Raw genomic sequence first — 23,128 nt, 5'->3', positions numbered from 1 at the left:
AAAGCAAGGCGAGAGGGTGGAGAGGTTGGGGAGTTTCGGGAACCCAAGCCGGGGACGAAGCGCACGAACGTCCACGGCCTCTCGCGCAGCGCCCCTACCGCATTCCGGATGAAAGCTCCCTGGGTTGTGTGGCGCATCCACCACACCCGAGGGCAAATCGCATGGCGTCCGGCACCTCCGACCGTGCTCCGCCACCGTTCCGCCCCGATTGGATTCGGCTGATAGGCCGTTGGATTTTCGGCTTGGGCTGGGGGCGCAAGTTGGGGGTGCAACATGTCACGCGACGATGCAGTCAACTCGTACGTCGGCGTCAAATGCAGCGCGCATGGTGCTGCGGCCCCGATCCCGTTTGCGCATGCCCAAAAGCCGCTCCGGCTACTTGCCGTGATGATCGGCGCGGCGTCGCTCGCGGCGTGCGCGCAGTCCTCCGTTGTCAGCCAGCGCTCACAGGCGCTAGCGAGCCGGCCTGCGTCGATCGAGCCGACGCGGGCTGCGTCATCTGCGACACGCACACGTGTCGCCACGGCGCGCAAGCATACGCCGTATGCCTCGCGCAGGACCGGCCACACCAAGATTGCGTCGCAGGGCGTCGCGAGCTTCTACAGCGAGGAGCAGCCGACCGCAAGCGGCGAGAAGTTCGACGGACGCGAGTTGACCGCCGCGCATCCGACATTGCCATTCGGCACCAAGCTGCGCGTGACCGACGTCAAGAGCGGTCGTTCGGTCACCGTGCGCGTCAATGACCGCGGACCCTACGTCCCCGGGCGCATCGTCGACGTCTCGCATTCTGCGGCGCAATCGCTCGGCATGATCGGCAAGGGCATCACGAATGTCAGGCTCGACGTGGTGCAGTAAATAGCGTGGCGCAAGCCAGGTTCGGGATTTTTGCCAGCTCGATCGGGAAAAAGTCCCGGCGTTGCGCGCGCTTTAATCCTGTTGTCCGAATGACGGCGGCAAATAGAATTGTTGCCGCTACTTCCCCGCGCTCTCCATTTCCAGGCGCGTGGATTTCTACCCAATGAACCTTCCCCGCCTTGGTGTCCCTCCAGGGCGGGGTTTTTCTTGTGGCCGCCATGCGCGCCGCATGCGTCGACAGGGCGAGCCGGCGCCATAACCTCCGTTCTGCTTTGGAGGGCGGCCATGCCAAACAACAATCAAGAAACTGACGGCTTCGCACGCTCGAGGACGGCAGAGGCACGCACCGGATCGAGGTCGGCCTCGATGCGCCGCGCGAGGGCACCGCGACGATGACTGGCAACAAGCTGCATCACGAGTACCAGCCCGACCTGATGCGCGTGGTCGCGAGCGGCAGCTGGCGCGACCTGCGCACGTTCGTGATGACCTGGACCTGCGTGGAATCGGCGTTTCGCGACACCGTGACCTGCACCTTCGAGGGGCCGCAGATGCGATTCGCGCGCAGCGTCAACTCATTGGCGCTGGATATGCCGACCTTGATGGGAAAGCTCGCATAGGCGCGACCGAACGTTGCGCGCTGGCGGATCCTGCGCCGGCGGTTCCACCAAATTGTCACAGTCCCAGCGAAATCCGGCCCAAAGCCGCTGCAAACAAACGCCGGATGGACCAAGTCGGCGAGGGACAAGCGTTGGCCTACAAGATGATCGCAGAACGCGAGAACGAAACGGTCAGGATCGAGCGCGAGAGCACCTTCATCATCATCGCCAAGGCCAAGGTCTGGGCGAGCGAAGGGTGGCAGGTGGTGATCACCGACAAGGACGGGAAATCATACCCGCCCGAGGAGTTCGACAAGCTGCTCGCGGCTTGACGCCAAAGCGCGATGAGTTCGGGTTGAAGCTTCATCGCGCTTTAGCTCTTCAGTTAGAGCATGATCTCCTCGGAAAACCGCTTCGCACTTTTCCGGATCATGCTTTAGCGTTGCGCTGACACCAGCAGCATCATCGGCCGTTCGAGCTCGTCGGCCAGTTCGGGCGCGGCCTTGACCTGCTCCCGCGTCGGGCAGAATTCCTCGACATGGCGCAGCGTGAAGCCGGCGGCGATCAACGCGTTGATCGTGGTGCCGATGGTGCGGTGATATTTCAGCACGCCCTTCACATACCAGTCGGTCCGGCGTTCGCCTTCGATGAAGTAGCGGTTGACCGGCCAGGTCTTGTGGCCGTCTTCGTCCTGCCCCCAGTCCGGATGGACGGCCGCCATGTAGACCGGATGCTCGACGGTGAAGACCAGATGCCCCTCCGGGACCAGCGCGCGATACAGCATGCGCGCCAGGCGATCGAAATCCCTGATGTAGTGGAAGGCGAGGGCGGAGTAGGCGAGATCGAAGGTAGATTTCGGCAGCTCCAGCGTCTCGAGGTCGGCGATCTCGTAGGTGATCGCCGCATCCTGCGTCATGGCCGCGGCGCGGCCGATCATGTTCTGCGAGAGGTCGATGCCGAGCACGTCGGATGCGCCTTGCTCGCGCATCCAGCGCGACACCCAGCCGAAGCCGCAGCCGAGATCGACCACGCGCTTGCCCGCGACATCGGGCAGCATGGCGCGGATCGCCGGCCATTCGGGCGCACCGAGCAGTCCGCGGACCTGCCGCGGCAGCTGGTTGTAGCCGGCGAAGAAGCCGGGATCGTCATAGATGTTCTGCGCCATGGCTCTCTCTGTAGCCGCCGCCGCGCCGGGTGGGAACCGCTGATTGTGGCGCGCCCGGCGCGCTGCTGGAACCAGACGCGGCGCTCGGTGGTTTCTGATGTCAGCAGTCGACAGCCGAGGAGAGCGCCATGTTAGCCGAGATGCAAATCCACACCATCGCGCGGCAGATGCTGTTGAAGCACGGTCCGCAGGCGATCGCCCAGGCCGCGCAGAACGCCGTGGCCTGCGAGAGCAAGGGCGAGACCGACGACGCGCGCGACTGGCGCCATATCGAGGACGCGCTGAAGATGATGCGCGGACCGCATCAGAGCTGACGGCGGGCGGGGCAGCGACCCCGCCGTCGCGCAACAACACTGGGACCGCGCGAGGCGAGCGCGGTCGCCGCAGATCTAACCGACGGACGCTAGCCCGCCCTGCGCCACCGCGGCACGGGATCGAGCGGCGTGCGGTAGAGCTCGCGCCGGTCGATGTCGGTGACGCGCACCGCGCAGCCGCGCGCCTTCAGCTCCGGCTTGACCTGCGACAGCTCGTTGGCGAGCTGGTCGGCGCGGTCGGAGGCGAGACTGATGTCTTCGAGGATGATGGTTCCTTGATTGCGGAACTCGTCCCCCACCACGAGATCGAAGGTGTAGTACGGCATTCCGAAGTCTCCGTTTCGGTTTGCATCACAGGGTAACACTGAGTCGAGCATTCCCTAAGATGCGTGGCGCACAATCAACGTGCGATCGGCGCAAAAACGATGTGCAGCGCATCAAGCACGACGAACGAACAAGCCACGCCGCACGGCGAAGGAGTCCTTTGAACCAGCTCACCGCCATGCCGTTAAGATTTGATTAAAACAGTCGTCGCAAGCTCAGGACCAAGTGGAATCGCAGCGGAACCGGACTCCGGGAACCGGCAGCTGCAGGAGAAGGCCGGTGGCGTAACGCCCGCCGGCCTTTTCTCGTTGTGGATGCCGCGAAGCTAGTCGCGCAGCGCGGCTTGCCGCCGGGCGCGGCATTTCGGGCCAGGCCCGCGCATGTAATACAGTTCGGGGCGATAGGGATTGATGACGCCATCGATCAGCGCGACGCAGCGCGCGACGAGGCGGGCGAGGTGGCGTCGCAACGGCTGCAGGGCAAGTTCCATCGCATTCATGGCACGCCCTCAATGCAGCTCGCCGAGGATGGCAGTGAACGGCAGCTCGAAGATCTCGGTTCCGATGTCGTCGGTGACGTGGACCGCCCAGTTGCGCCAGTCCTCCACACTCGGTGTCATGACAAAGCTGCGCGCCAGTTGCTCCGCATACACGCGCGCCTCCGCCAGATCCATGGCGGCGCCGGTGCGATCCAGGATGACGTGCTTGTCGTCGGAGCAGTGAAAGAAAACTGCAGACATTCTTCCGATTCCCATGCCGAAGCGATTCTCGCGCGTTGCAATAGCAGCGCGCGCGGGCACGGAGAATCCGGGTGATCCCCCATCGGTAAACTACGGGGATTCCAGACGATTTGAATCACGCGGCTGTGATCAGCCCGACGTCAGAAGATCGGCTCGCCGATCGCAACCTCGCTGCGCGGACCGAGCACGATCACCTCGCCGCTGGCGTCCTTGGCGCCGAGGATCAGGAGTTCCGAGGTGAAACCCGCGATGTTCTTCGGCCCGAGATTGCAGATGCACACGACCAGCGCGCCGACCAGCGCCGCCGGCTCGTAATTCGTGATCTGCGCGCTCGACCACATGATTCGCCCGGCGCCGACATCGACGCCGACCTTGTAGGACGGATTGCGGGCGCGGGGAAACGGCTGCACCTCGACGACCTCGCCGATCCGGATATCGAGGCGGGCGAAGTCGTCGTAGCTGGCCTGCGGCTTGAGCGGGGACATCAGCGCTCCTGGAACGCAAGGCGGACACCGAGCGCGATGTAGATCGTGCCGACCACGCGGCCCTGCCACTGCCCGATGCGGCGATGCCGACTGATCCACGGGCTGATCTGGCCGGCGGCGAGCGCCAGCAGCGAGGTGTAGACCGCGCTCATCACGACGAAGATAAGGCCGAGGGTCGCGAACTGCGCCACCGCCGAGCCGTGGCCGGGGTGCACGAACTGCGGCAGGAAGGCGAGGAAGAACAGCGCGGTCTTCGGATTGAGCATTTCCGCCCAGATCGCCTGCCGGAACGCGCGGCGCGGATCGACCGGCTGCGCCGCCGGCAAATCCAGCTCGTCGTTCTTCTCGAACAGGGCGCGGACGCCGAGCACGATCAGGTAGATCACGCCGGCATATTTCACGACCGAGAACGCCAGCGCCGAGGTCATCAGCACGGCCGAGAGGCCGAATGTCGCCATCGCGGTGTGGACGAGATCGCCGAGGGCGATCCCGAACCCGGTCGCGACGCCGACGCGCGCTCCGCCGGTGACCGAACGCGCGAGCACCAGCAGCACCGCCGGCCCGGGGATCAGGAACAGGCCGAGCACGACGGCGGCGTAGGTGAGGAGGGTGGTGATGTCGATCATGAAGACCTGTCCCGGATGTCAGGATGCGGCGATGGTAACCGCCGCGAAGCGCGGCTTCGGATCAAGCATCACGCCGGCGCTTTCGACAATGCGCATTTCCTCGGTCCCGCTCTGCGCCGTGCGCTCCAGCACGCCGTGGATGCCTGACGCAGCGTGGCTGAGCGCATCCGGCGTCGCAAGGCCGCGCGCGCGGGCGGCGACGAACAGCGCGGCGAACAGGTCTCCGGTGCCGGACGGGCTGATCGGAACCCGCGGCGTGCGCACGCGCCAGGCGCAAGTCTTGTCGGATTGAGTGCGCTCGATCGCCAGCGTCTCGATCTCGCTGTGCGGCGTGCCGGCCAGCTCGGCGCTGGTGACGACGATGGTCGCAGGTCCCCGCGCCATCAGCGCGCTCGCCTGCGCGACGACGTCGTCGATCGTCGTCGCGCGTGCGCCGCAGAGGAATTCGAACTCGAAATGATTGGGCGTGATGATGTCGGCGAGCGGGCAGAGCTGGTCGCGCACCAGCGGCGGGATGTCCGACCGCACGAACATGCCGCGGTCGCGGTCGCCGAGCACGGGATCGCAGCAATAGAGCAGGGCCGGGTTCGCCGCCTTCGCGCGCTCGACGAAGTCGGCAACGTCCATCGCGATGTCGGCCGAGCCGAGATAGCCCGACAGGATCAGCCGCGCGGCCTCGACCGCGCCGCGCTCCTCGATGCCGCGCAGCAGGTCGGCGACCAGCTGCACGTCGAGCACCCGGCCGCGGATGGTCGGATAGCCCGGCCGATTGCTGAGCAGCGTGGTCGGCACGGCGACGACATCGATGCCGTGCAGCTGGATCGGAAAGCTGGCGGCGCTGTTGCCGACATGGCCCCAGGCGACCTGTGACTGGATCGAGATGACGGTCATCTTGTGCGCATCACCCGAACAGTACGGCGTAGATGACGTAGAGCCAGCCCAGGATACCGTGGATGATGGCCCACAGGATCGAATGGTTCTTGGTGTAGGAGATCGCGATCGCCAGCGCCGAGCCGAACCCCACGCCGTATTTCGCGCCCTCGACGCGGACGCCATAATATCGATTGCCGTTCATGGGGAATCCTTCCAGCGGGAGGGCGTGAGCGTGGAGACAGCGTAACCTGCCAGTTGCCGTCAGTTCAACGGCGGATTGGGATTCCGCGGCATTGCTAAGCTCGATCATTCCTGGGCAAAGCCCTCGCCTTTACTGCCGGCATGACGGTGATGGAGTCGGCGCGCGCATCTTTCTCCATTCGCCGGGACGACATCGAACGTGTGGTGCGCTGCGAGTCATACATCCGCATTCTCGCGACATGTTTTGTCTGACCGCACCCATGGGCCGCGAGCAAAGGGCAGTAAGCGGAATATTTTCTTATTCTGATATCGACAGGTTTTGCTGAGTTGCCCGTGGGGCTGTTTTGTCGCAGGCGGCGCAGCCGGGTTTGATTTGCGGGTTCGCGTCGGGACCTCGTCTGTCACGCTGCGATCAACCGATCGTGTCGGATCGACGTGGAAGAAGATGCGTGGGTGGACTGTCCTGCATCCAAACGCTTGCCTCATGGCGTCGGAATAAGACGGCAGAGCGATCGATCATGATGTGAGCGCGAACCGATCGGCGGCGGCGAACAACGCGCCGGCGCGCCGTATCCAACAGGAGCAACTGATGTCAGGGATCAAACAGATTGCGGCCGCGCTGACCGCGCTCGCCATGCTGACGGCGTCGGCCATGGCACACGAAGTGCCGGCGGCGGGCCCATCCGCGCTCGTGAAGAGCCATGCCGCCGCCGGCCGCTGGAGCGGCGGTCCGCCGCGCATGGCGGTCCCGCATTTCGGCGAGTCCGAGGCGCTGCCGCGCGACCAGCCCGGCGGCGTCTGCGATCACGGCGACAATGCCATGATCTGCTGAGCCGGATCGTGCATGGCGGTGATCTCCGGCGAAAGTTGCGCTAGCCTTGCTGGGTCGTCTCCCTCCAGCTCGCGAGCGCCGCCGCCATGCACATCCTCCGTCCCCAGTTTCGCATTGAGCAAGACCGCGCGCTCGCCTTTGCGGCGGCGCGCGGCTTCGGCGCCATCGTCGCCGCCGATGCACGCGGCCCGCGCGCGTCCCACGTGCCGTTCGTGATCGAGCGGCGCGACGATCGCGTGATCGTGCAGATCCATCTCACCGCGAAGAATCCGCTGGTCGAGCTCGCCGACGGTGTCAGGCGCTTTCTCCTGATCGTCTCCGGCGATGACGCCTACATCTCGAACGACTGGTATGTCTCACCCGACAACGTCTCGACCTGGCTCTACGAGGCGGTGCATTTGTCCGGCGTCGCGCATCTGCGCGATCACGGCGAGAACCGCGGCCATGGCGACGCGCTGCTCGCGGTCTCCGAGGCGCGGCTGCAAAAGCAACCCTGGGACCTGACGCAGATGGAGCCCGGCAAGCGCGAAGCGATGCTGGCGGGGATCAGGGTGATCGACATCGTCGTCGACGAGATCGAGGGCCAGTCAAAGCTGAACCAGCACAAGAGCGATGCGGATTATGTCGCGCTGGTCAATCGCCTCGCGCGCGCGGAGGAGACGGCAAGCCAAAGGCTGGCGGAGAAGATGCACGCGCTGCGGCCGGAGCTTGAATACGACATTGGACCGTGCGGAAGGCGGGTCAGCTCCGTGTAACCCGGCGCTGTCTCTACGCGACAGAGGGCGGATTACGCTTGCGCTAATCCGCGCCATAGAGCCGATCGGCATCGAGTCCGCAAACGTGTTGTTAAGAATCGCTCCGCGCTGATTTGTTCGATTCCGATTCGTTCTTTGCGAACAAAATGGAGTCGAATGGGGAACATGTGGTGCGTGGATCCATGTAGCCCGCACGAGCGAAGCGATATGCGGGCCTGACCACGTACTCTTGGAGCGGTCCCGGATGTCGCTTCGCTCATCCGGGCTACATGTGGTGGAGCGCCAGGAAGCTCACGACCTCGCTGTTGAATCGATCCGGCTGCTCGATATTGAGGATGTGAACGCCGGGCAGCAGGACAAGCTTGGCATCGGTGATTGTCGTGGCGATATCAGCGCTGTGGCTGGCCCGCGTGACCGTGTCGCTCTTGCCGCCGATGACGAGGGTCGGCGCCGCAATCAGCGAGATGACGCGGCGGAGATCGACGTCGCGCAGTGCGGCGTAACATCCGGCGAGACCGCGCGGCGGCGTGGTCAGCACCATGTTGCGGAATTCGTCGACGACCTCGTTCGGCGTGGCCAGCATCGCTGCCGGAAACCAGTTGCGCATGAAGCCGTCTGCGATTCCATTCATGTCCGTGGCCGCGAGCACCGCGCGGATCTGTTCGTCGAACGCCAGTTCGGACGCCAGATAGGACGAGGTGTTCGAGAGGATCAGGCGGTCGATGCGGTCAGGCGCGAAGATGCCGAGCCATTGCCCGACGAAGCCGCCGAGCGACAGACCGAGGAAATGCGCGCGATCGATGCCGAGGGCGTCGAGCAGTTCGACCACGTCGCGGCCGAGCCGGTCGATCGAGTAGGCGCCCACCGGTGCGTCCGACCCGCCGTGACCGCGGGTGTCGTAGCGGAGCACCCGAAACGACCGGCTGAGGGCCGGCATCGAACGATCCCACATGTGCAGGTTGGTGGCGATCGAGTTCGACAGCGCGAGCACCGGCCGATCGTCGGGACCGTCGATGCGGTACGCAATCCGGCAGCCATCCGCCGTGGTGAAGTGTCGATCGCCGCTCATCTCGTCAGTCCCTTGTGCTGGTGGAAGCCGGCAGGCTTCGCATCGACCCAGGCTAGGACTCGCGCCTTCGAAGAAAAATTACTAAGATTGATCAATCTCTGTAGGTTTTATGAACAATGGATCGGATCAAGCTGCACGATTTGCGCTGCTTTGACGCTGTCGCGACCGAGGGAAGCTTTCAGGCCGCCGGCACGGCGCTGAACCGGTCGCACCCGTCGGTGTTTGCGGCGGTCGCCCGGCTCGAACAGCAACTCGGCCTCACGCTGTTCGATCGCAGCGGATACCGTATCGGGCTGACGGACGCCGGCCGGACGTTTCACGCACGCGCGCAGGTGACGCTGCGCGAGCTCGATCTGCTGCGGGGCTATGCGGAGCAGCTTGCAGGCGGAGAAGAAGTCGTCCTGCGCATCGTCATCGGCGACCTGTGCCCGCGGCCGCCGGTGCTGCAGATGCTCTCGGCGTTCTTTGCCCGCTATCCCAACACGCGCCTGCACCTGGAATATGAGGCGGTCGGCGGACCGCTCGAGCGCCTGATCGATGATAACGCCGATCTGGTGTTTCATCGCGCGGAGCCGTCCGATCCGCGCTTCGAACAGATCAGGCTCTCGCGCACGACCATGGTGCCGGTCGTCGCTCCCGGCTTTCTGCCGTTTGCGTGGACGAAGAAAGTCACGCCGGAGCAGATGCGCCCCTTCGCGCAGTGCGTCATCCGCGACACGGCGCGGCGAGCGTCGCCGGAAAACTTCTTCCTGATCGAAGGTGCGCATCAGTGTAGCGTGCCGGACCAGATGATGAAGAAGGAGCTGATCCTGCATCGTCTTGCCTGGGGCCATCTGCCCGCATGGCTGATCGAGGACGAGCTGCGGGACGGCAGGCTGATCAGCATCGCCGGACCGAATTTTCCGGGCCGCGAGGAAAATCTTGCGGCAGTCCGTCATCGCCAGCATTCGCACGGACCGGTCGCCGAAGCGCTCTGGCTTCACCTCAAAGGCTGGCGGCTCGCTCAGCGTGCAGGGCGGGCGACCCGACCGGTCCGCGCGAAGCGCGGCCGATAATGGGCGCGGAGTAACCCGACGCGGTGATGTCGTCGGTGGATGTCCGATTACGCTTGCGCTCATCCGCCGTACGAAGCGCCGCGGCATCGAATCGCGCAAACCTCTTGTTAAGTATCGTTTTGCGTCGATTTTTCGATTCCGATTCGTTCCTCGCGAACAAACTGGAGTCGGATCGGGAACGTGGCCGTGGTGCGACTCATCGATCGATCAGTGATGCGGGAGAACGCAGTGTGCCTGAGATGCGCCGCGGTGTTGCACGCCGAGAGCAATAATCCCATCATGATACAACATCGATTGTTCGGATGCGGTCGATGTATGTGCGTTGTTAACATCTGGATCGCGCCGATTTTCCTGATTCCGATTCGTTCTGCGCGAACAAACTGGAGTCGGATCGCGAACGCGATCGTTGTGCGGCCCACGGGAGCAAGGTGCAGTTTATGCCATAGCTTGCGCGACGATGCGGAGAGTTCGGCACCGATCGCGCGAGGTTGCGAGGAACTATCGTGGAAATTGTAGTGAATCGTTGCCACGCGGCAACATCAAGGAACTATTTCAGGTAGCAATTCATCACGCCGCAATTATGTGACTGAATATTTCATCCCCAAGCGTTAGCGTGCAGTGGGGCCGATTTGTGGAGACCGCGGATGGATGCACCGCGAACTCGTTCGGCCTTGATTCCATCAACGATGCCAACCGAAGCCTCGGTAGGATCCAACCGACAGCACGCATGTTCCGCTCCGACGGAGCGATACTGGCAGACGCGAGTTCGTCCCTTCTTATTGGGGACCGCGGCGTCGCTCGTTTCCGGCAACGTCGCGGTCGCCGCGGACCGAATCCATCTGGGCTTCGACGGCTATCGCTCCGCGACCAATGACTATTGCATCAATGCGAGCAGCGTGCAGGGCGATCCGCAGACTGGATTCATGTGGCGCTTCAGCAAGAGCGGAACGCTTACCGGAGGACCTACCTTCCTCGATCTGCGAACGGACACTGCAACCGAGGTGTTTCCGCCATCGTTCGACGATCATGAGAAGTTCAGGGCCTGGGGCAGCGTCCTAGGACCTCTGATCGGCGAAAAATCCATATCAAACGATGTCAATGCGTTCCGTGACCAGGTCTGTTCGATATCGCCGCCGCCATCGCCACCAGGGCCGCCGGGGCCACCTCCGCCTCCGCCTCCACCTCCACCCACTCCGGTGCCACCGTCACCGCCGCCACCGCCTCCGCCGGGGCCACCGCCGCCACCACCACCACCGGCGCCGCCACCACCTCCGCCGCCATCGCCAATGCCGGTGCCGCATGCGAACCTCGCACGCGCGTTGGGGACGGACTTTGCGCGCAGCTACTTCATCTCGGACGCGATCTTTGCGGGGTTCAACCAGTACGCAAGCATCGCCACCAATCCTTCCTATGCGTCGATCGGCCACGGTTGGCATGCTTGGGTAACACCGCGCCAGGTCAATTTCACCGACCGCATCGTCGGACTCACGTCGTACGGCACGCTGTCTGAACTCACATACGGGCTCGACTACCGTGTCAGCCCGGATCTCGTTGCCGGCTTTGCGTTCAATCCTGAAAGCACCAAGTCACCTACGACGGACTGAATGCATCGATTTACCAGTCGGGAATCGGCGGCGGACCCTACCTGGGATGGCTCGTCAGCCCGACGACACTGTTTGATGCCTGGCTCGGTTACGCACGGCTTGATCGTGCCTTCGACGTTTTCGGCCATGGTGCCAATATGCCTGTCGACCGCGTGTTTCTATCGGCGAGCCTGACCCAGATTGTCGATACGCCATGGGCGCGCGTCGTGCCCCGGTTCACGTTTTTTCATGCTCACGACAACGTCGGGGGCGTTACAAGCGGCCAGGGATTTCCCATCCCCGGCCAAGCCTACAGCTGGGGCCACGTCGAAGGTTCTGTGGAGGTCAATCGAGATTTCGTGGTCGACCAGCGTTTCCTACTGCAGCCGTTCGTCCAGGCAACGTTGCGATACGACACGCAACAGCTTGTCGATACCGTTACCACGATCGACGGCACCGACATTGGGCTCACGCGCTGGCATGGACAGCTGCGTGGCGGCGTTCGCGCCCAACTTGGATCGCAAGCCGAACTGTGGCTATCGGGCGGCTATTTGTCATTCTTCACACCCGGGATCGATGCCTGGGAGGCGAAAGCGCATTTCCGGATGCGCTTCGACGAGACGAACTCGGCGTTGGCCGCTTATATGCCGGTCAAGGCGCCGCCGCCAGTCGCCCCGTTCAGCTGGACTGGCTGCAGTGTCGGCGTGAATGCGGGGTATGGTTCAGCCAAGGCGCAATTCTCTTCCGATCCAAATGGCGCCATCATCGATTTCGCGCAACGTAACGGCGTCCTTCCCGAAATCGCCGCTCAACAGGCGGGCTCGATCAGTACCCGGAACACGGGAGGGCTGACTGCCGGCGGCGGCCTCTCCTGCAACGTGCAGTATGACAAGACGGTCATCGGACTAGAAACCGACATCAACTACACAGATCTGCAATCGTCCCAGCTGCGCGGGCCGTTTCCGCTCGCGGCCGGCGTATCAACCACTTGGGAAAACAGTTTTCGCTCGAATTACCTCGGCACGGTCCGTGGGCGTCTGGGAATCCTGGCCAATCAATCGAACATGCTGTACGTGACCGCGGGCCTCGCCTATGCGGATTATGCATTTTCGACGGCAACAGATTTTCCCGGCTTCAGTGGCTTTCGATTTGCGGGCTCCGACTCCCGTGCGAAGCCGGGCTGGACGGCGGGCGTCGGCTGGGAGGCCGTCGTGAGCGGCCCTTGGACCGCCAAGTTCGAATATCTCTATGTCGATCTCGGTGATCGGACGGCCCCGGCACCGCAGAACATCGGTGGGCTCAGCGCGTACGCTTGGGACCACTCGGCGAAATTGACTGAAAACATTGTTCGCGTAGGGTTGAGCTATAAGTTGACTGGTCCGCCAAGCAGCGGCAGCAGCTGGTTCTCGCGATAAGGCTGGGTGATGCCAAAGCTCATTGCCTATACGATGGACGGCCATGCGGTTCACATCCGGCCTGCATCGCCGGAGCGCGATTGGATGGATGCTTCCGACCAGCGCTATGCGTACCGCTGCCTGCCACTCAACATTGCAAACGCCCATGGCTGGGAACTGCTCTGTCCGTCAGGCTTCTCGGCTCGTTGGGACGGGCTCAATCATAAGGAGACCATTCGGGTCAAGGCTGATTTCGGCACCGACGCGCCGGCTGTGAGTCACTTCGGACATGGTGTATTGACCTTCCACGTCCCGTGCCTGTTCCGCACCGATCCTGGTTTCGACCTTTTTGTCACCGGACCCATCAACAGGCCGAAAGACGCCATTGCGCCGTTGAGCGGGGTCATCGAGACGGATTGGTCACCGTACACCTTCACGATGAACTGGCGATTCACGCGTTCAAACACAAAGATGCGATTTGAGCGGGGGGAGCCCTATTGCCATCTTTTTCCGATTGAGCGTGGCAGTCTTGAGCGGATCGAGCCGGAGACGTTGCCACTATCGAAGGCGCCCGACATCGAGCGCGAGCACAGACTGTGGTCCGAAGGCCGCAACGCCTTCAATACCGACTTGCAGGACCCGGGATCGGGGGCAACGCAGCAGCGGTGGCAAAAGACCTATTTTCGGGGCCTCAATCCCTCGGGCGAGGAAACGCATGCGGATCACCGGAGCCGGCTTCGCTTGAAGGATTTCGTGTCAAAGGATTAGTCCGGCCGACGGGCCGAATTTGTGCGGACAGCGCACGGCCCCACATCGCCCCGCAGCGCAATCGCTACGCGCCGTTGATGATGCACACGACTTCTTAATGTTTGGACTCTCCTGACTTGTTCGATTCCGATTCGTTCTTGGCGAACAAATTGGAGTCAGATGCAGAACGTCGCTGTGGTGCGCGATGCGTTTCTCTGCTCCACTCGGCGCGCATAGGAGAGTGGATTGATGGCCAAGAAGGCAGGCAACAAGACCAGCAAGAAGACGAACGGGCCCGCGTCGCGCCGCACTGTGCTGGCGATCGACGTCGGCGGCACGCATGTGAAGGTCATGACCGACAAAGAGCGCATCAAGCGCGAATTCGAGTCGGGTCCAACTCTGTCCGCGACCGAGATGGTGCGGCAGGTCAAGCTGCTCACCAAGGACTGGTCCTATGATGTGATCTCGGTCGGTTATCCGGGACCCGTCGTTCACAACCGTCCGCTGACCGAGCCGCACAATCTCGGCCGCGGCTGGGCCGGCTTCGATTTTCACCACGCGTTCGGCCGCCCGACCAGGGTCGTCAACGATGCGCTGATGCAGGCGATCGGCAGCTATCAGGGCGGGCGGATGCTGTTTCTCGGCCTCGGCACCGGCCTCGGCTCGGCGATGATCGTGGACGGTGTTTACGAGCCGATGGAGCTTGGTCATTTGCCGTACCGCAAGGGCGCGACGTTCGAGGATTATGTCGGCGCCGCGGGTCTCGAGCGGCGCGGCCGGAAGAAATGGCGCAAGAGCGTCGACGACGTCATCGCGCGGCTGTCCGCCGCGCTGGAGCCCGAGTACATCGTGCTCGGCGGCGGCAATGCCGACAAGGTCGACAACCCGCCGCCCAAGGTGAGGTTCGGCGACAACGCCAACGCATTCGAGGGCGGATTTCGAATGTGGAAGAAGAGAGCGCGCAAGGCGAACGGCGCGCGTCGATGAAACCGGAACCGCCACCAAATCGCCGCAACTGCCGAAGTTTCGCGCTGCTTCGCACTCCTGTTGTCGGAACTGATGGGTGCGCCGCTCGTTTTATGCGGCATAACATCCTGTTCCATGAGGAGTGAGCCATGCGAAGTTTCATTATTCCCGCGATCGCGGCCCTGGCGATCGGCGCAGCGACGCCGGCGATGGCCTACGATTCCGGCAGCCAGGTCTCGATGGAGGCCGCGCTCGATGTCGCGACCGGTCTCGGCATCGTGACGGTGTCCAACACCCAGTTCCTCGGCGACGAGTGGGAGGTCGAGGGGCGTGACCGCCTCGGCCGCTGGATGAAGGTCGATGTCGACGCGCGGACCGGCGAGGTGCGCAACGTGGATCGCGGCTGGTAGCCCGCGTCTTCACCGCTGCGTGAAAATTCGGAACGGCCGGCGGAGCAGGGCGCACGCCGGCCGTTCGTTATCCAGAACTGTCTGATGCCGTGCTTTGGCTGAATGGCATAAAGCTGGGGTATGCTGGTCCCATCATTCCGGGAATCGCCGCCAGCGCGGCGGCCCGTGAACAGGAGACCGGCCATGACAAAACCGTTTCCGTCCAAAACCCATATCGGCAATCACCTGCTGCATCCGGAAACCCAGATGCTGAACTACGGCTACGATCCGCAGCTGTCGGAGGGGGCCGTCAAGCCGCCCGTGTTCCTGACCTCGACCTTCGTGTTCCGCACCGCCGAGGACGGCAAGGACTTCTTCGACTTTGTCGCGGGCCGGCGCGAGCCTCCGGAGGGCATGGGGGCGGGGCTGGTCTATTCGCGCTTCAACCATCCGAACAGCGAGATCGTCGAGGACCGGCTTGCGATCTATGAGCGCACCGAGAGCTGCGCGCTGTTCTCCTCCGGCATGTCGGCGATCTCGACCACGGTGCTGGCCTTCGCGCGGCCCGGCGACGTGATCCTGCATTCGCAGCCGCTCTATGGCGGCACCGAGACGCTGTTCACCAGGACACTGGCGGGCTTCTCGATTCACGCCGTGGGCTTTGCCGACGGCCTCGACGAGAGTGTCATCCGCGCCGCTGCCGACGAGGCGATGAAGAAGGGCCGTGTCGCGATGATCTTCATCGAGACGCCGGCCAATCCGACCAACGGCCTGGTCGATATCGCGCTGACGCGGCGCATCGCCGATGCGATCGGCAAGGCACAGGGCCATACGCCGATCATCGCCTGCGACAACACGCTGCTCGGGCCGGTATTTCAGCGGCCGATCGAGCACGGCGCCGATCTCTCGCTGTACTCGCTGACGAAATATGTCGGCGGCCATTCCGACCTGATCGCGGGCGCGGCGCTCGGCTCGAAGAAGCTGATGAAGGACATCAAGGCGCTGCGCGGCGCGATCGGCACCCAGCTCGATCCGCATTCCTGCTGGATGATCAGCCGTTCGCTGGAAACGCTCAGTCTGCGCATGGAAAAGGCCGACCGCAACGCGCGGATCGTCGCCGACTATCTGCGCGACCATCCCAAGGTGGCGCAGGTGCATTATCTCGGCCATCACGATCCGGCGTCGCCTGCGGGGCGCGTGTTCGCGAGCCAAAGCAGCGGCGCCGGTTCGACCTTCTCGTTCGATATCGTCGGCGGGCAGCAGGCGGCGGAGAAATTCCTCAACTCGCTGCAGATCTTCAAGCTCGCAGTCAGCCTCGGCGGCACCGAGTCGCTCGCGAGCCTGCCGGCCACCATGACGCATTCCGGCGTGCCAGCCGACATCCGCAAGCGGATCGGCGTGCTGGATTCGACAATCCGGCTCTCGATCGGGATCGAGCATCCGTCCGACCTGGTGGCCGACATCGCGCAGGCGTTGAGCCGGGTGTGAGCCAGTCAAAAGCGTGTAGGATGGGTCGAGCCAACGGGGCCGCGCGTCGCGCGGCCCGATGATAAACTCCACGAAACCCGTCCTACGGGCTACCAACCTCCGGAGAGAGTGCATGCTGGCAATCACGGCGATCATCCGCGCGAAGAAGGGCCATGAGGCGGCGATGCGTCAGGCGTTGCTCGACGTCGTCGAGCATGTCCGCGCCAACGAGCCGTCCACCGTCGGCTACTACGTCTCGCAGGATGTCGACAGTCCGCGGATATTTTCGACGTATGAGCGATACCTGGATCAGGCGGCGATGGACCGGCACAACAATTCGCCGGCTGTGGCGCGCTTCTTTGAGGTCGCGAAGCCGATCCTCGACGGCGAGGTGATAGTGGTCTTGGCGAACGAGATTGCGAGCAAGCGAGAGTAGGGCGTTCGCTACCGGGTCACAAATAATAGCCTGCTCCGGAAAGGCTCCGCCGCAGCGCATTCATTCTCCGATTTCGGTGGCGCGGAGCATTGCAGCCCGGCGCGGTCGACGATTTCAGGACAAACCCATCGTGGCGGAACTGCGCTCGAAGCGAGCGTACACCCGGACAACGTTGACGCGGAGGCGGCGCGCCGTTATTGGCGGCGCGGAAAATTCCGACGCAACGATACGGGATGGTCTCGATGCAAGTGACTTTGATGAAGGGCAAGATTCATCGCGCGCACGTCACCGAAGCGGACTTGCATTACGAGGGATCGATTTCGATCGACCGCAATTTGATCGAGGCCGCCGGTTTCCTCATCAATGAACGCGTCGACATCTATAACATCGACACCGGCGCGCGCTTCTCGACCTACGTGATCGAGGCGCCGGCGGGATCGGGCACCATCGGCCTCAACGGCGCGGCCGCACGGCTCGCCATGGCCGGCGACAAGGTCATCATCGTCGCCTATGCCAGCTTCGACGCCGACGAGGCGCGCAAGTTTCATCCGCGGGTCGTGCTGGTCGACGACAAGAACCGGCACGTCGCGAAGGCTGCCGCCTCACCGGCGAAAGCATTGGCGGATGCGTAAGCTGGGCTACGCTAGGCCTTCTTGACGAACTCCGATTTCAGATTCATCGCGCCGATGCCGTCGATCTTGCAGGCGATGTTGTGTCCGTCGCTGCCCTCGGTGAGGCGGATGTTCCTGACCTTGGTGCCGCCCTTGACCACCGACGACGAGCCCTTGACCTTGAGGTCCTTGATCACGATGACGCTGTCGCCGTCCGTCAGCGGGTTGCCATGCGCGTCGCGCACGCCCGCTTGCTGGGCGGTCTCGGCGGCCGCGGCCGCATCGCTGCTCCACTCATGGGCACATTCCGGGCAAACCCAGAGAACGCCGTCCTGATAGGCATGCTCGGAATTGCATTTCGGGCAGTTCATTGCGGCGTCCATAGTCGAGATCGTCTCCGTCGTTGCGGGCGCACCGTAGAGGCACAGGCGGCCAAAGCAAGCAAAAACCCGGCGATTTGATGCGCAAAGCGGCGCAAAGGTGGCGAGCCACTCGTCCACCCGCGGATGCCGGTGGAACGGTCTGCGCCTCTATCCGTTGCCGTCCGTCGCTCGGCATTGCGCCCCTGTGCTTGCGGGGAACGGTTCACTGATCGTCGCGTCCGGGCCGGCAATTCATCCAGGAGCAATCGGCTGATCCCAAACATGGACGCGGAAGATGAATCAGAGAAATCCAGCCTTCGTCTGCCTTCGCACGTCGCTCGTCACCGCCGCCTTCACGTCGGCGTTGCTGGTGGGCGCTAGTCTTGTGAGCGCAACTCTTGCCCACGCACAGCCGGCGACTTCGCGCGCGGATCATGGCAATGGTGGTCCTGGCGAGTTCGCCGACCTTGCCGAGAAGGTCGGGCCGGCCGTGATTGGCGTCAACGCCAAGGTGGCGGCAGCGGCGGATGACGACGACTCGTCTCCCGGTGACTCCCCCGGCGGTTCTCTCGGGCCGGACGGCTCTCCCGATCAGGACACGCCGGGAAGGGCCGTTCCGGATCCCGGCAGGCGCGGACCGGGCAATCTGCCGAAGTTGGGTGAGATGACCTCGATCGGTTCGGGCTTCTTCATCTCGGCGGACGGCTATGCGGTGACGAACAATCATGTCCTCGGCGGCAGCGACCGCGCCGATGTCCGCACCAGCGACAACAAGGTCTACAAGGCGAAAGTCCTGGGCAAGGATCCGGTCAGCGACCTGGCCCTGCTCAAGGTCGATGGGCGGACCGACTTCAGCTATGTCAAGCTCGCGGATCAAGCGCCGCGCACCGGCGATTGGGTGCTCGCGGCCGGCAATTCATTCGGTCTCGGAAACACCGTCACCGCGGGGATCGTCTCGGCGCGTGCACGCGACCTGGAAACGGGGTCGTCGGAAGATTTCGTCCAGATCGACGCGCGGATCAACCGCGGCGATTCCGGCGGGCCGAGCTTCAACACGCATGGCGAGGTGATCGGCGTGAACAGCCTGATCTTCTCGCCCTCCGGCGGCTCGGTCGGTGTCGCGTTTGCGATACCCGCCGATACCGTGAAGACGGTGATCCCGCAGCTGAAGGACAAGGGCTCGGTCACGCGCGGCTGGATGGGCGCCCAGATTCAATCGATCACCCCCGGCATTGCCGAAAGCTTGGGTGCGAACAATCTGCACGGCGCGGTCGTGGTCGGCGTGCAGACCGGCGGTCCGGCAGCGAAGGCCGGATTGAGGCGGGGCGACGTGATCACCTCGGTCAATGACGAGCCGATCAAGAGCGCCAACGAGCTGACCAAGAAGGTCTATGCGGGCGCGCCGGGCAGCTCGGTCAAGCTTTCGATGCTGCGGGACAACGCGCCGAATTCGCTGAGCGTGACGCTCGGCCAGCTCGCGCAGTCGCAGGCGCCCGCCGGCGCGCCGAAGTGAGGCTGCGTTAGTGTGTCGGCTACTGCCCATCCTGCAGGCTACGTCTGCGGTGTGATCCCGCCGGCCTTGGCGATCAATTCGAACGATCGCAGCCGCTTCTGGTGATCGTAGACGTCGGACACGATCATCAGCTCGTCGGCGCCGGTCTCCGCGACCAGCGCGTCGATGCCGGCGCGCACCGTCGCGGGCGAGCCGATGATGGAGCGCGCGAGCATCCGCATCGCCTGCACCTTCTCCGCCGGCGACCAGTAGCTCTCGATGTCGTCGATCGGCGGCTGGCTGAGGCCGCGCGCGCCGCGGAAGATGTTGGTGAACGACATCTGCTGCGTGGTCGCCAGCCGCCGCGCCTCCTCGTCGGTGTCGGCGGCGATGATGTTGACGCCGACCATGGTGTAGGGGCGGTCGAGCTGCTCCGACGGCTTGAAGCGGGCGCGATAGATCTGCAGCGCCTGGATCAGCAGCTCGGGGGCAAAGTGCGAGGCGAAGGCGTAGGGCAGGCCGAGCTCGCCGGCCAGCATCGCGCCGAAATTGCTCGAGCCGAGAATCCACAGCGGCACGTCGGTGCCCGCGGCCGGCACCGCCTGGATGCGCTGGTTGGGACCGGCCGCCGCGAGGAAGGCCTGCACCTCGAGCACGTCCTGCGGAAAGTTCTCGGCGGATTCCGGCGTGCGGCGCAGCGCGCGCAGCGTGAGCTGGTCGGTGCCCGGGGCGCGGCCGAGGCCGAGGTCGATACGGTCAGGAAACAGCCGCGCCAGCGTGCCGAACTGCTCGGCGATAACGTAGGGCGCGTGGTTCGGCAGCATGATGCCGCCGGCGCCGACCCGGATGGTCTTGGTGCCCGCCGCGATGTGCCCGATCACGACCGACGTCGCCGCGCTCGCGATGCCCGCCATGTTGTGATGCTCCGCCACCCAGATGCGGCGATAGCCGAGAGCCTCCGCATGCACGGCGACATCGCGCGCGTTATAGAGCGCGCCGCGCGCGTCGGTTTCCTCGGTGACGCGGACGAGATCGAGAATGGAGAGGGCGGCCACGGCGACTCCGGAGCGTTAGGGACGGGAGCCGATGGTATTTGGCTGTGTCCAGGTGGATGCGAAACGGCGGGGAACAGCCGGTTCATGCAGATGCATATGGATGCGGTCGCCATGCCGGTCAATCCGCCCGATGCGATCGACTAAGCAAGGCTGCCCGTCCAAAATATCGAAAACAACCCCATGCAAAGGTGCAGGCTGCCGCCGGCACTCGGAAAAGCGACTTGACGCGTCGGGCAAATCAGCGATACTTTTCCATTATTCCGAAATGACCCCGTCGCCCGCCGCCATCGGAGAATCGTCGCGTCAGGCCCCAGACGATTGCGGCCGTGGCTGCCGTCGCGAGCAGATGCTTCAAGGTGTGTCCGCTGACGAAATGAAGCGTGTTCGCGATCTGGTGGTCGAGCACTTCGGCGATCTTGGCCACAAAGTACAACATCATCGCGGTGGTGAACGCGATGCGGTCGGCGCGCGGCGCGCGATAGATCGACTGCCAGAGCGGGATCAGGATGAGAGGGAGGACCTGCAGCAGCAGATACGGTCGAAGGTCGCCCGTACCATGCCGGTCGGTGGTGACCCACCATGCGACGCTGGCGGTGGCGTAAAGCCCGAGAACGATCGCTTCAATGTTCGTCTTCGATCCCGGCTGGGTGTCGCCGCGGACGCCGACCAGCAAGCCCGCGCCGGCAAGCGCGATCGGCAGCATGTCCCAGGTCAGCCGGCCATTGCCGGGGGCGAGGTGAAAGAACGCGGACCCGAAGGCGGTCAGGAACAATCCGATCAGGAACAGGCGATAGCCCGGCCATCCGGTGCGAAGCTGATCACTGTTGCGGTGAGGGCGCAGCGCCAGCCAGCCCCAGATCGCGACCAGGGCGAAGCCGATGTTCGACAGGACATCGGCTGCGTGCGAGATGCCGAAGATGGCCGAGTGGTCGGCGAAATCGTTGTAGTGGGCCGGCTGCGCGATGCGCCCGTGCACCGCGAATGCCGCGATGATGCCGATCGTGGTGATCGTCGGGGCGAGTTTCATCCACGGTTTCACGGGCCGTTCGGACCCGGTCAATCCGTCCATCCGGAAGGTCGTTTGCATCGTCGGCTCCAAACAAAATGAACAATGTTCAATATCTGACATGGAAATGAGCAATGTTCAAGTTCATTTTTCGGGAGGGGCCGATAATGCTAATGGGGAAGGTGCCAGGAGACCCCGAGGCGTCAACGCGGCCTCCGGCTGCGCTCCGCAGCAAGGCGTGCAGCCCGTAGCCCGCATGAGCGAAGCGATATGCGGGGACCGGTGCGAGGCGGATCCCGGATGTCGTGGAGCCTGTCATCGGGCGCGCGTTCGCGCGACCCGTTGGCTCATCCCGGCTACTGGGACAAAAGCGCAGAGCGTTTCGGCGAAGCGCAACTTGCCGAAAATGTGCTGACGATGGCGGCTTACGCCTGCGGCCGATCCACCCTACCTTCGCTGGGCGCCGACCCGCACAGCCTTAACCGATCCGATCCGGAGCGAGACCTATTCCCCAGCTCATATTCGGCCTGACCAGCCTGCTGATCCTGGCCCGCTTCATCTGGCCACTCGACTGGCCGCTCCCGGCAAAGATCGTCGCCGCGTTGCTGGTGCTGGTTGCCTTGCAGTTTCACCGCTGGAACAGACTGTCGTCGGGATCGGAATTCTCGCCGGAGTTTCCGCGTCCGGTGGTCGTCCTGTTCAACTGGGCGTTCGGTGCGATCATGCTGCTGGCGCTGCTGCAACTGGCGCTCGATGCCGGGCTGCTGGTGGCCGCGCTGATCCACGGCGGCTTCGTCGGCGCGCCCGACGGCGTCCGCTACGCACTTGCTGCGCTCGCGGGCGCAGCCGCCGCGCTCGGCGTGCATCAGGCGATGCGGATTCCGCCGCTCAGGGATGTCGAGGTCGGCATAAGGGGACTTCCGCTACAGTTCGACGGCTACACCATCCTGCAACTGACCGATCTGCACATCAGTCGGCTGTTTCCCGCGCCGTGGGCGCGCGCCGTGGTCGAGCGTTCGAACAAGCTCGGCGCCGACCTGATCGCGATCACCGGCGACCTGATCGACGGCACAATTGATGCGCGGCGCAACGACATCGCGCCGCTGCGCGACCTGATGGCCGCCGACGGCGTCTACGTGATCTCGGGCAATCACGAGTATATCTTCGGCTATGACGGCTGGATGGCGCACTACGAAGCGCTCGGCCTGCGCTCGCTCGAGAACAGGCACATCGTGCTCGAACGCGGCGGCGGCCGCCTGGTGATCGCAGGGATCACCGACCGCGCGTCGCGCCACCGGGGGCATTCCATACGCGACCTTGCCGCGGTTCTCGACGGCGCCCCCAAAGGCGCGCCCGTCGTCCTGCTCGACCACCAGCCGAGCGACGCACGAAAGGCCGCTCGGCTCGGCGTCGCGCTGCAACTCTCCGGACACACCCATGGCGGATTGATCCTGGGGATCGATCGCCTCGCCGCGCGCGCCAACGCCGGCTTCGTCTCCGGCCGCTACGACGTCGACGGGATGACGCTCTACGTCAACAACGGCACCGCGCTCTGGCCGGGCTTTGCCTTGCGGCTCGGCCGCCCGTCGGAATTGACCCGGATCACGTTGCGTGTGGCTGAAGGCGTCTGATCGATTTGTTGCGCATGCGATGCGCGGTGTCCGGTCTGTTTCTCGGCCAGGGGGGGCAGCGGTAGCCCGCATGAGCGAAGCGACATGCGGGGTCGGTCGT

Annotated in this window: 30 protein-coding genes and 1 pseudogene; 18 read left to right on the top strand and 13 right to left on the bottom strand. The window is 64.0% G+C overall.

All coding sequences use genetic code 11. The features are described from left to right. The first annotated feature begins 273 nt into the window (after positions 1-273). From J2R76_RS08890 to J2R76_RS08880, 3 genes are all read left to right on the top strand, one after another. Positions 274-855, top strand: a complete 582-nt coding sequence (locus J2R76_RS08890) for a septal ring lytic transglycosylase RlpA family protein (protein WP_143271147.1) — start codon at positions 274-276, stop codon at positions 853-855. Positions 856-1,247: 392 nt separating this feature from the next. Next, positions 1,248-1,472, top strand: coding sequence for a hypothetical protein (locus J2R76_RS08885; protein WP_076832109.1), 225 nt, complete (start codon positions 1,248-1,250; stop codon positions 1,470-1,472). 104 nt (positions 1,473-1,576) lie between these two features. Next, a complete protein-coding gene (locus J2R76_RS08880; RefSeq protein WP_057019948.1) occupies positions 1,577-1,783 on the top strand; it encodes a hypothetical protein in 207 nt (68 codons plus the stop codon). 104 nt (positions 1,784-1,887) lie between these two features. Here the strand turns inward: J2R76_RS08880 and J2R76_RS08875 are convergent, their stop codons facing one another. Further along, positions 1,888-2,616, bottom strand: a complete 729-nt coding sequence (locus J2R76_RS08875; RefSeq protein WP_076832112.1) for a bifunctional 2-polyprenyl-6-hydroxyphenol methylase/3-demethylubiquinol 3-O-methyltransferase UbiG — start codon at positions 2,614-2,616, stop codon at positions 1,888-1,890. Positions 2,617-2,744: 128 nt separating this feature from the next. Between J2R76_RS08875 and J2R76_RS08870 the strand changes: the two genes are divergently transcribed. Continuing rightward, positions 2,745-2,930, top strand: coding sequence for a hypothetical protein (locus J2R76_RS08870; RefSeq protein ID WP_076832116.1), 186 nt, complete (start codon positions 2,745-2,747; stop codon positions 2,928-2,930). Positions 2,931-3,019: 89 nt separating this feature from the next. On the opposite strand, the gene J2R76_RS08865 is transcribed toward J2R76_RS08870, so the two are convergent. The 7 genes from J2R76_RS08865 to J2R76_RS08835 all read right to left on the bottom strand — a co-directional run bounded on the left by J2R76_RS08865 (position 3,020) and on the right by J2R76_RS08835 (position 6,179). Next, on the bottom strand, positions 3,020-3,256 hold the full coding sequence (locus J2R76_RS08865) for a hypothetical protein (protein ID WP_016840755.1): 237 nt from the start codon (positions 3,254-3,256) through the stop codon (positions 3,020-3,022). 323 nt (positions 3,257-3,579) lie between these two features. Next, positions 3,580-3,753 carry a hypothetical protein gene (locus J2R76_RS08860; protein ID WP_168857013.1) on the bottom strand — a complete coding sequence of 58 codons (174 nt, stop codon included), beginning with the start codon at positions 3,751-3,753 and terminating at the stop codon, positions 3,580-3,582. 9 nt (positions 3,754-3,762) lie between these two features. Next, positions 3,763-3,993: a DUF6894 family protein gene (locus tag J2R76_RS08855; protein ID WP_028332292.1), complete on the bottom strand. Its 231-nt coding sequence runs from the start codon at positions 3,991-3,993 to the stop codon at positions 3,763-3,765. 140 nt (positions 3,994-4,133) lie between these two features. Continuing rightward, positions 4,134-4,478, bottom strand: coding sequence for a tRNA-binding protein (locus tag J2R76_RS08850; RefSeq protein WP_076832119.1), 345 nt, complete (start codon positions 4,476-4,478; stop codon positions 4,134-4,136). Beyond that, positions 4,478-5,104 (bottom strand): LysE family translocator, encoded by a 627-nt coding sequence (locus J2R76_RS08845; protein ID WP_076832123.1) that lies wholly within the window; start codon positions 5,102-5,104, stop codon positions 4,478-4,480. Before J2R76_RS08845 ends, J2R76_RS08850 begins: the two co-directional genes overlap by 1 nt. 18 nt (positions 5,105-5,122) lie before the next feature. Further along, positions 5,123-5,995 carry a pyridoxal kinase PdxY gene (gene pdxY / locus J2R76_RS08840; RefSeq protein ID WP_076832126.1) on the bottom strand — a complete coding sequence of 291 codons (873 nt, stop codon included), beginning with the start codon at positions 5,993-5,995 and terminating at the stop codon, positions 5,123-5,125. Between the two features lie 10 nt (positions 5,996-6,005). Beyond that, complete coding sequence (locus tag J2R76_RS08835; protein ID WP_194295402.1) at positions 6,006-6,179, bottom strand: hypothetical protein; 174 nt, start codon at positions 6,177-6,179, stop codon at positions 6,006-6,008. A 588-nt stretch (positions 6,180-6,767) separates the two neighbouring features. On the opposite strand from J2R76_RS08835, the gene J2R76_RS08830 reads away from it, so the two are divergent. Further along, positions 6,768-7,010: a hypothetical protein gene (locus tag J2R76_RS08830; RefSeq protein WP_057019953.1), complete on the top strand. Its 243-nt coding sequence runs from the start codon at positions 6,768-6,770 to the stop codon at positions 7,008-7,010. An 86-nt stretch (positions 7,011-7,096) separates the two neighbouring features. Continuing rightward, the gene (locus J2R76_RS08825) at positions 7,097-7,765 is read left to right on the top strand and encodes an FMN-binding negative transcriptional regulator (RefSeq protein ID WP_076832132.1); all 669 of its coding nucleotides are present in this window, start codon (positions 7,097-7,099) and stop codon (positions 7,763-7,765) included. A gap of 265 nt (positions 7,766-8,030) precedes the next feature. Here the strand turns inward: J2R76_RS08825 and J2R76_RS08820 are convergent, their stop codons facing one another. Continuing rightward, positions 8,031-8,834, bottom strand: coding sequence for an alpha/beta fold hydrolase (locus J2R76_RS08820; RefSeq protein ID WP_076832135.1), 804 nt, complete (start codon positions 8,832-8,834; stop codon positions 8,031-8,033). Between the two features lie 116 nt (positions 8,835-8,950). Here J2R76_RS08820 and J2R76_RS40785 point away from each other — a divergent pair. Together J2R76_RS40785 and J2R76_RS08815 are read left to right on the top strand one after the other, a co-directional pair. Beyond that, positions 8,951-9,085 (top strand): annotated as a pseudogene (locus J2R76_RS40785) (LysR family transcriptional regulator); the annotation flags it as partial. Between the two features lie 81 nt (positions 9,086-9,166). Further along, positions 9,167-9,889: a substrate-binding domain-containing protein gene (locus J2R76_RS08815; RefSeq protein WP_309143568.1), complete on the top strand. Its 723-nt coding sequence runs from the start codon at positions 9,167-9,169 to the stop codon at positions 9,887-9,889. Between the two features lie 1,095 nt (positions 9,890-10,984). Here the strand turns inward: J2R76_RS08815 and J2R76_RS08810 are convergent. Then, the gene (locus J2R76_RS08810; RefSeq protein WP_253623929.1) at positions 10,985-11,170 is read right to left on the bottom strand and encodes a hypothetical protein; all 186 of its coding nucleotides are present in this window, start codon (positions 11,168-11,170) and stop codon (positions 10,985-10,987) included. A gap of 5 nt (positions 11,171-11,175) precedes the next feature. Here J2R76_RS08810 and J2R76_RS08805 point away from each other — a divergent pair, with 5 nt between their 5' ends. The 8 genes from J2R76_RS08805 to panD all read left to right on the top strand — a co-directional run bounded on the left by J2R76_RS08805 (position 11,176) and on the right by panD (position 17,503). Beyond that, positions 11,176-11,493 carry a hypothetical protein gene (locus J2R76_RS08805; RefSeq protein WP_253623928.1) on the top strand — a complete coding sequence of 106 codons (318 nt, stop codon included), beginning with the start codon at positions 11,176-11,178 and terminating at the stop codon, positions 11,491-11,493. Positions 11,494-11,630: 137 nt separating this feature from the next. Further along, positions 11,631-12,887, top strand: coding sequence for an outer membrane protein (locus J2R76_RS08800; RefSeq protein WP_076832140.1), 1,257 nt, complete (start codon positions 11,631-11,633; stop codon positions 12,885-12,887). A gap of 9 nt (positions 12,888-12,896) precedes the next feature. After that, positions 12,897-13,634 carry a DUF6065 family protein gene (locus J2R76_RS08795; RefSeq protein WP_076832143.1) on the top strand — a complete coding sequence of 246 codons (738 nt, stop codon included), beginning with the start codon at positions 12,897-12,899 and terminating at the stop codon, positions 13,632-13,634. Positions 13,635-13,862: 228 nt separating this feature from the next. Continuing rightward, the gene (locus J2R76_RS08790; protein WP_076832145.1) at positions 13,863-14,600 is read left to right on the top strand and encodes an ROK family protein; all 738 of its coding nucleotides are present in this window, start codon (positions 13,863-13,865) and stop codon (positions 14,598-14,600) included. Positions 14,601-14,728: 128 nt separating this feature from the next. Then, the gene (locus J2R76_RS08785) at positions 14,729-14,989 is read left to right on the top strand and encodes a PepSY domain-containing protein (protein WP_057019961.1); all 261 of its coding nucleotides are present in this window, start codon (positions 14,729-14,731) and stop codon (positions 14,987-14,989) included. A gap of 183 nt (positions 14,990-15,172) precedes the next feature. After that, complete coding sequence (locus J2R76_RS08780; RefSeq protein ID WP_076832148.1) at positions 15,173-16,456, top strand: cystathionine gamma-synthase family protein; 1,284 nt, start codon at positions 15,173-15,175, stop codon at positions 16,454-16,456. Between the two features lie 112 nt (positions 16,457-16,568). Further along, positions 16,569-16,871, top strand: coding sequence for a putative quinol monooxygenase (locus J2R76_RS08775; RefSeq protein WP_057019963.1), 303 nt, complete (start codon positions 16,569-16,571; stop codon positions 16,869-16,871). 242 nt (positions 16,872-17,113) lie between these two features. Continuing rightward, positions 17,114-17,503, top strand: coding sequence for an aspartate 1-decarboxylase (gene panD, locus J2R76_RS08770; RefSeq protein ID WP_057020066.1), 390 nt, complete (start codon positions 17,114-17,116; stop codon positions 17,501-17,503). Between the two features lie 11 nt (positions 17,504-17,514). Here the strand turns inward: panD and J2R76_RS08765 are convergent, their stop codons facing one another. After that, positions 17,515-17,865: a zinc ribbon domain-containing protein YjdM gene (locus J2R76_RS08765; protein WP_076832150.1), complete on the bottom strand. Its 351-nt coding sequence runs from the start codon at positions 17,863-17,865 to the stop codon at positions 17,515-17,517. Positions 17,866-18,139: 274 nt separating this feature from the next. On the opposite strand from J2R76_RS08765, the gene J2R76_RS08760 reads away from it, so the two are divergent. After that, positions 18,140-19,357 (top strand): S1C family serine protease, encoded by a 1,218-nt coding sequence (locus tag J2R76_RS08760; RefSeq protein ID WP_076832153.1) that lies wholly within the window; start codon positions 18,140-18,142, stop codon positions 19,355-19,357. Positions 19,358-19,395: 38 nt separating this feature from the next. On the opposite strand, the gene J2R76_RS08755 is transcribed toward J2R76_RS08760, so the two are convergent. Beyond that, a complete protein-coding gene (locus J2R76_RS08755) occupies positions 19,396-20,391 on the bottom strand; it encodes an LLM class flavin-dependent oxidoreductase (RefSeq protein WP_076832156.1) in 996 nt (331 codons plus the stop codon). A 238-nt stretch (positions 20,392-20,629) separates the two neighbouring features. Next, positions 20,630-21,418 (bottom strand): hypothetical protein, encoded by a 789-nt coding sequence (locus J2R76_RS08750; RefSeq protein ID WP_076832160.1) that lies wholly within the window; start codon positions 21,416-21,418, stop codon positions 20,630-20,632. A 485-nt stretch (positions 21,419-21,903) separates the two neighbouring features. Here J2R76_RS08750 and J2R76_RS08745 point away from each other — a divergent pair, with 485 nt between their 5' ends. Next, positions 21,904-23,028 carry a metallophosphoesterase gene (locus J2R76_RS08745; protein ID WP_076832163.1) on the top strand — a complete coding sequence of 375 codons (1,125 nt, stop codon included), beginning with the start codon at positions 21,904-21,906 and terminating at the stop codon, positions 23,026-23,028. The last annotated feature ends 100 nt before the right edge of the window (positions 23,029-23,128 follow it).

It is taken from the genome of Bradyrhizobium sp. USDA 4532 (genome assembly GCF_024171315.1).
In the GTDB taxonomy this organism is placed as follows: domain Bacteria; phylum Pseudomonadota; class Alphaproteobacteria; order Rhizobiales; family Xanthobacteraceae; genus Bradyrhizobium; species Bradyrhizobium australafricanum.
Note: the sequence above shows the minus strand (reverse complement) of the source record. Positions and strands in the feature narration are given on the sequence as shown.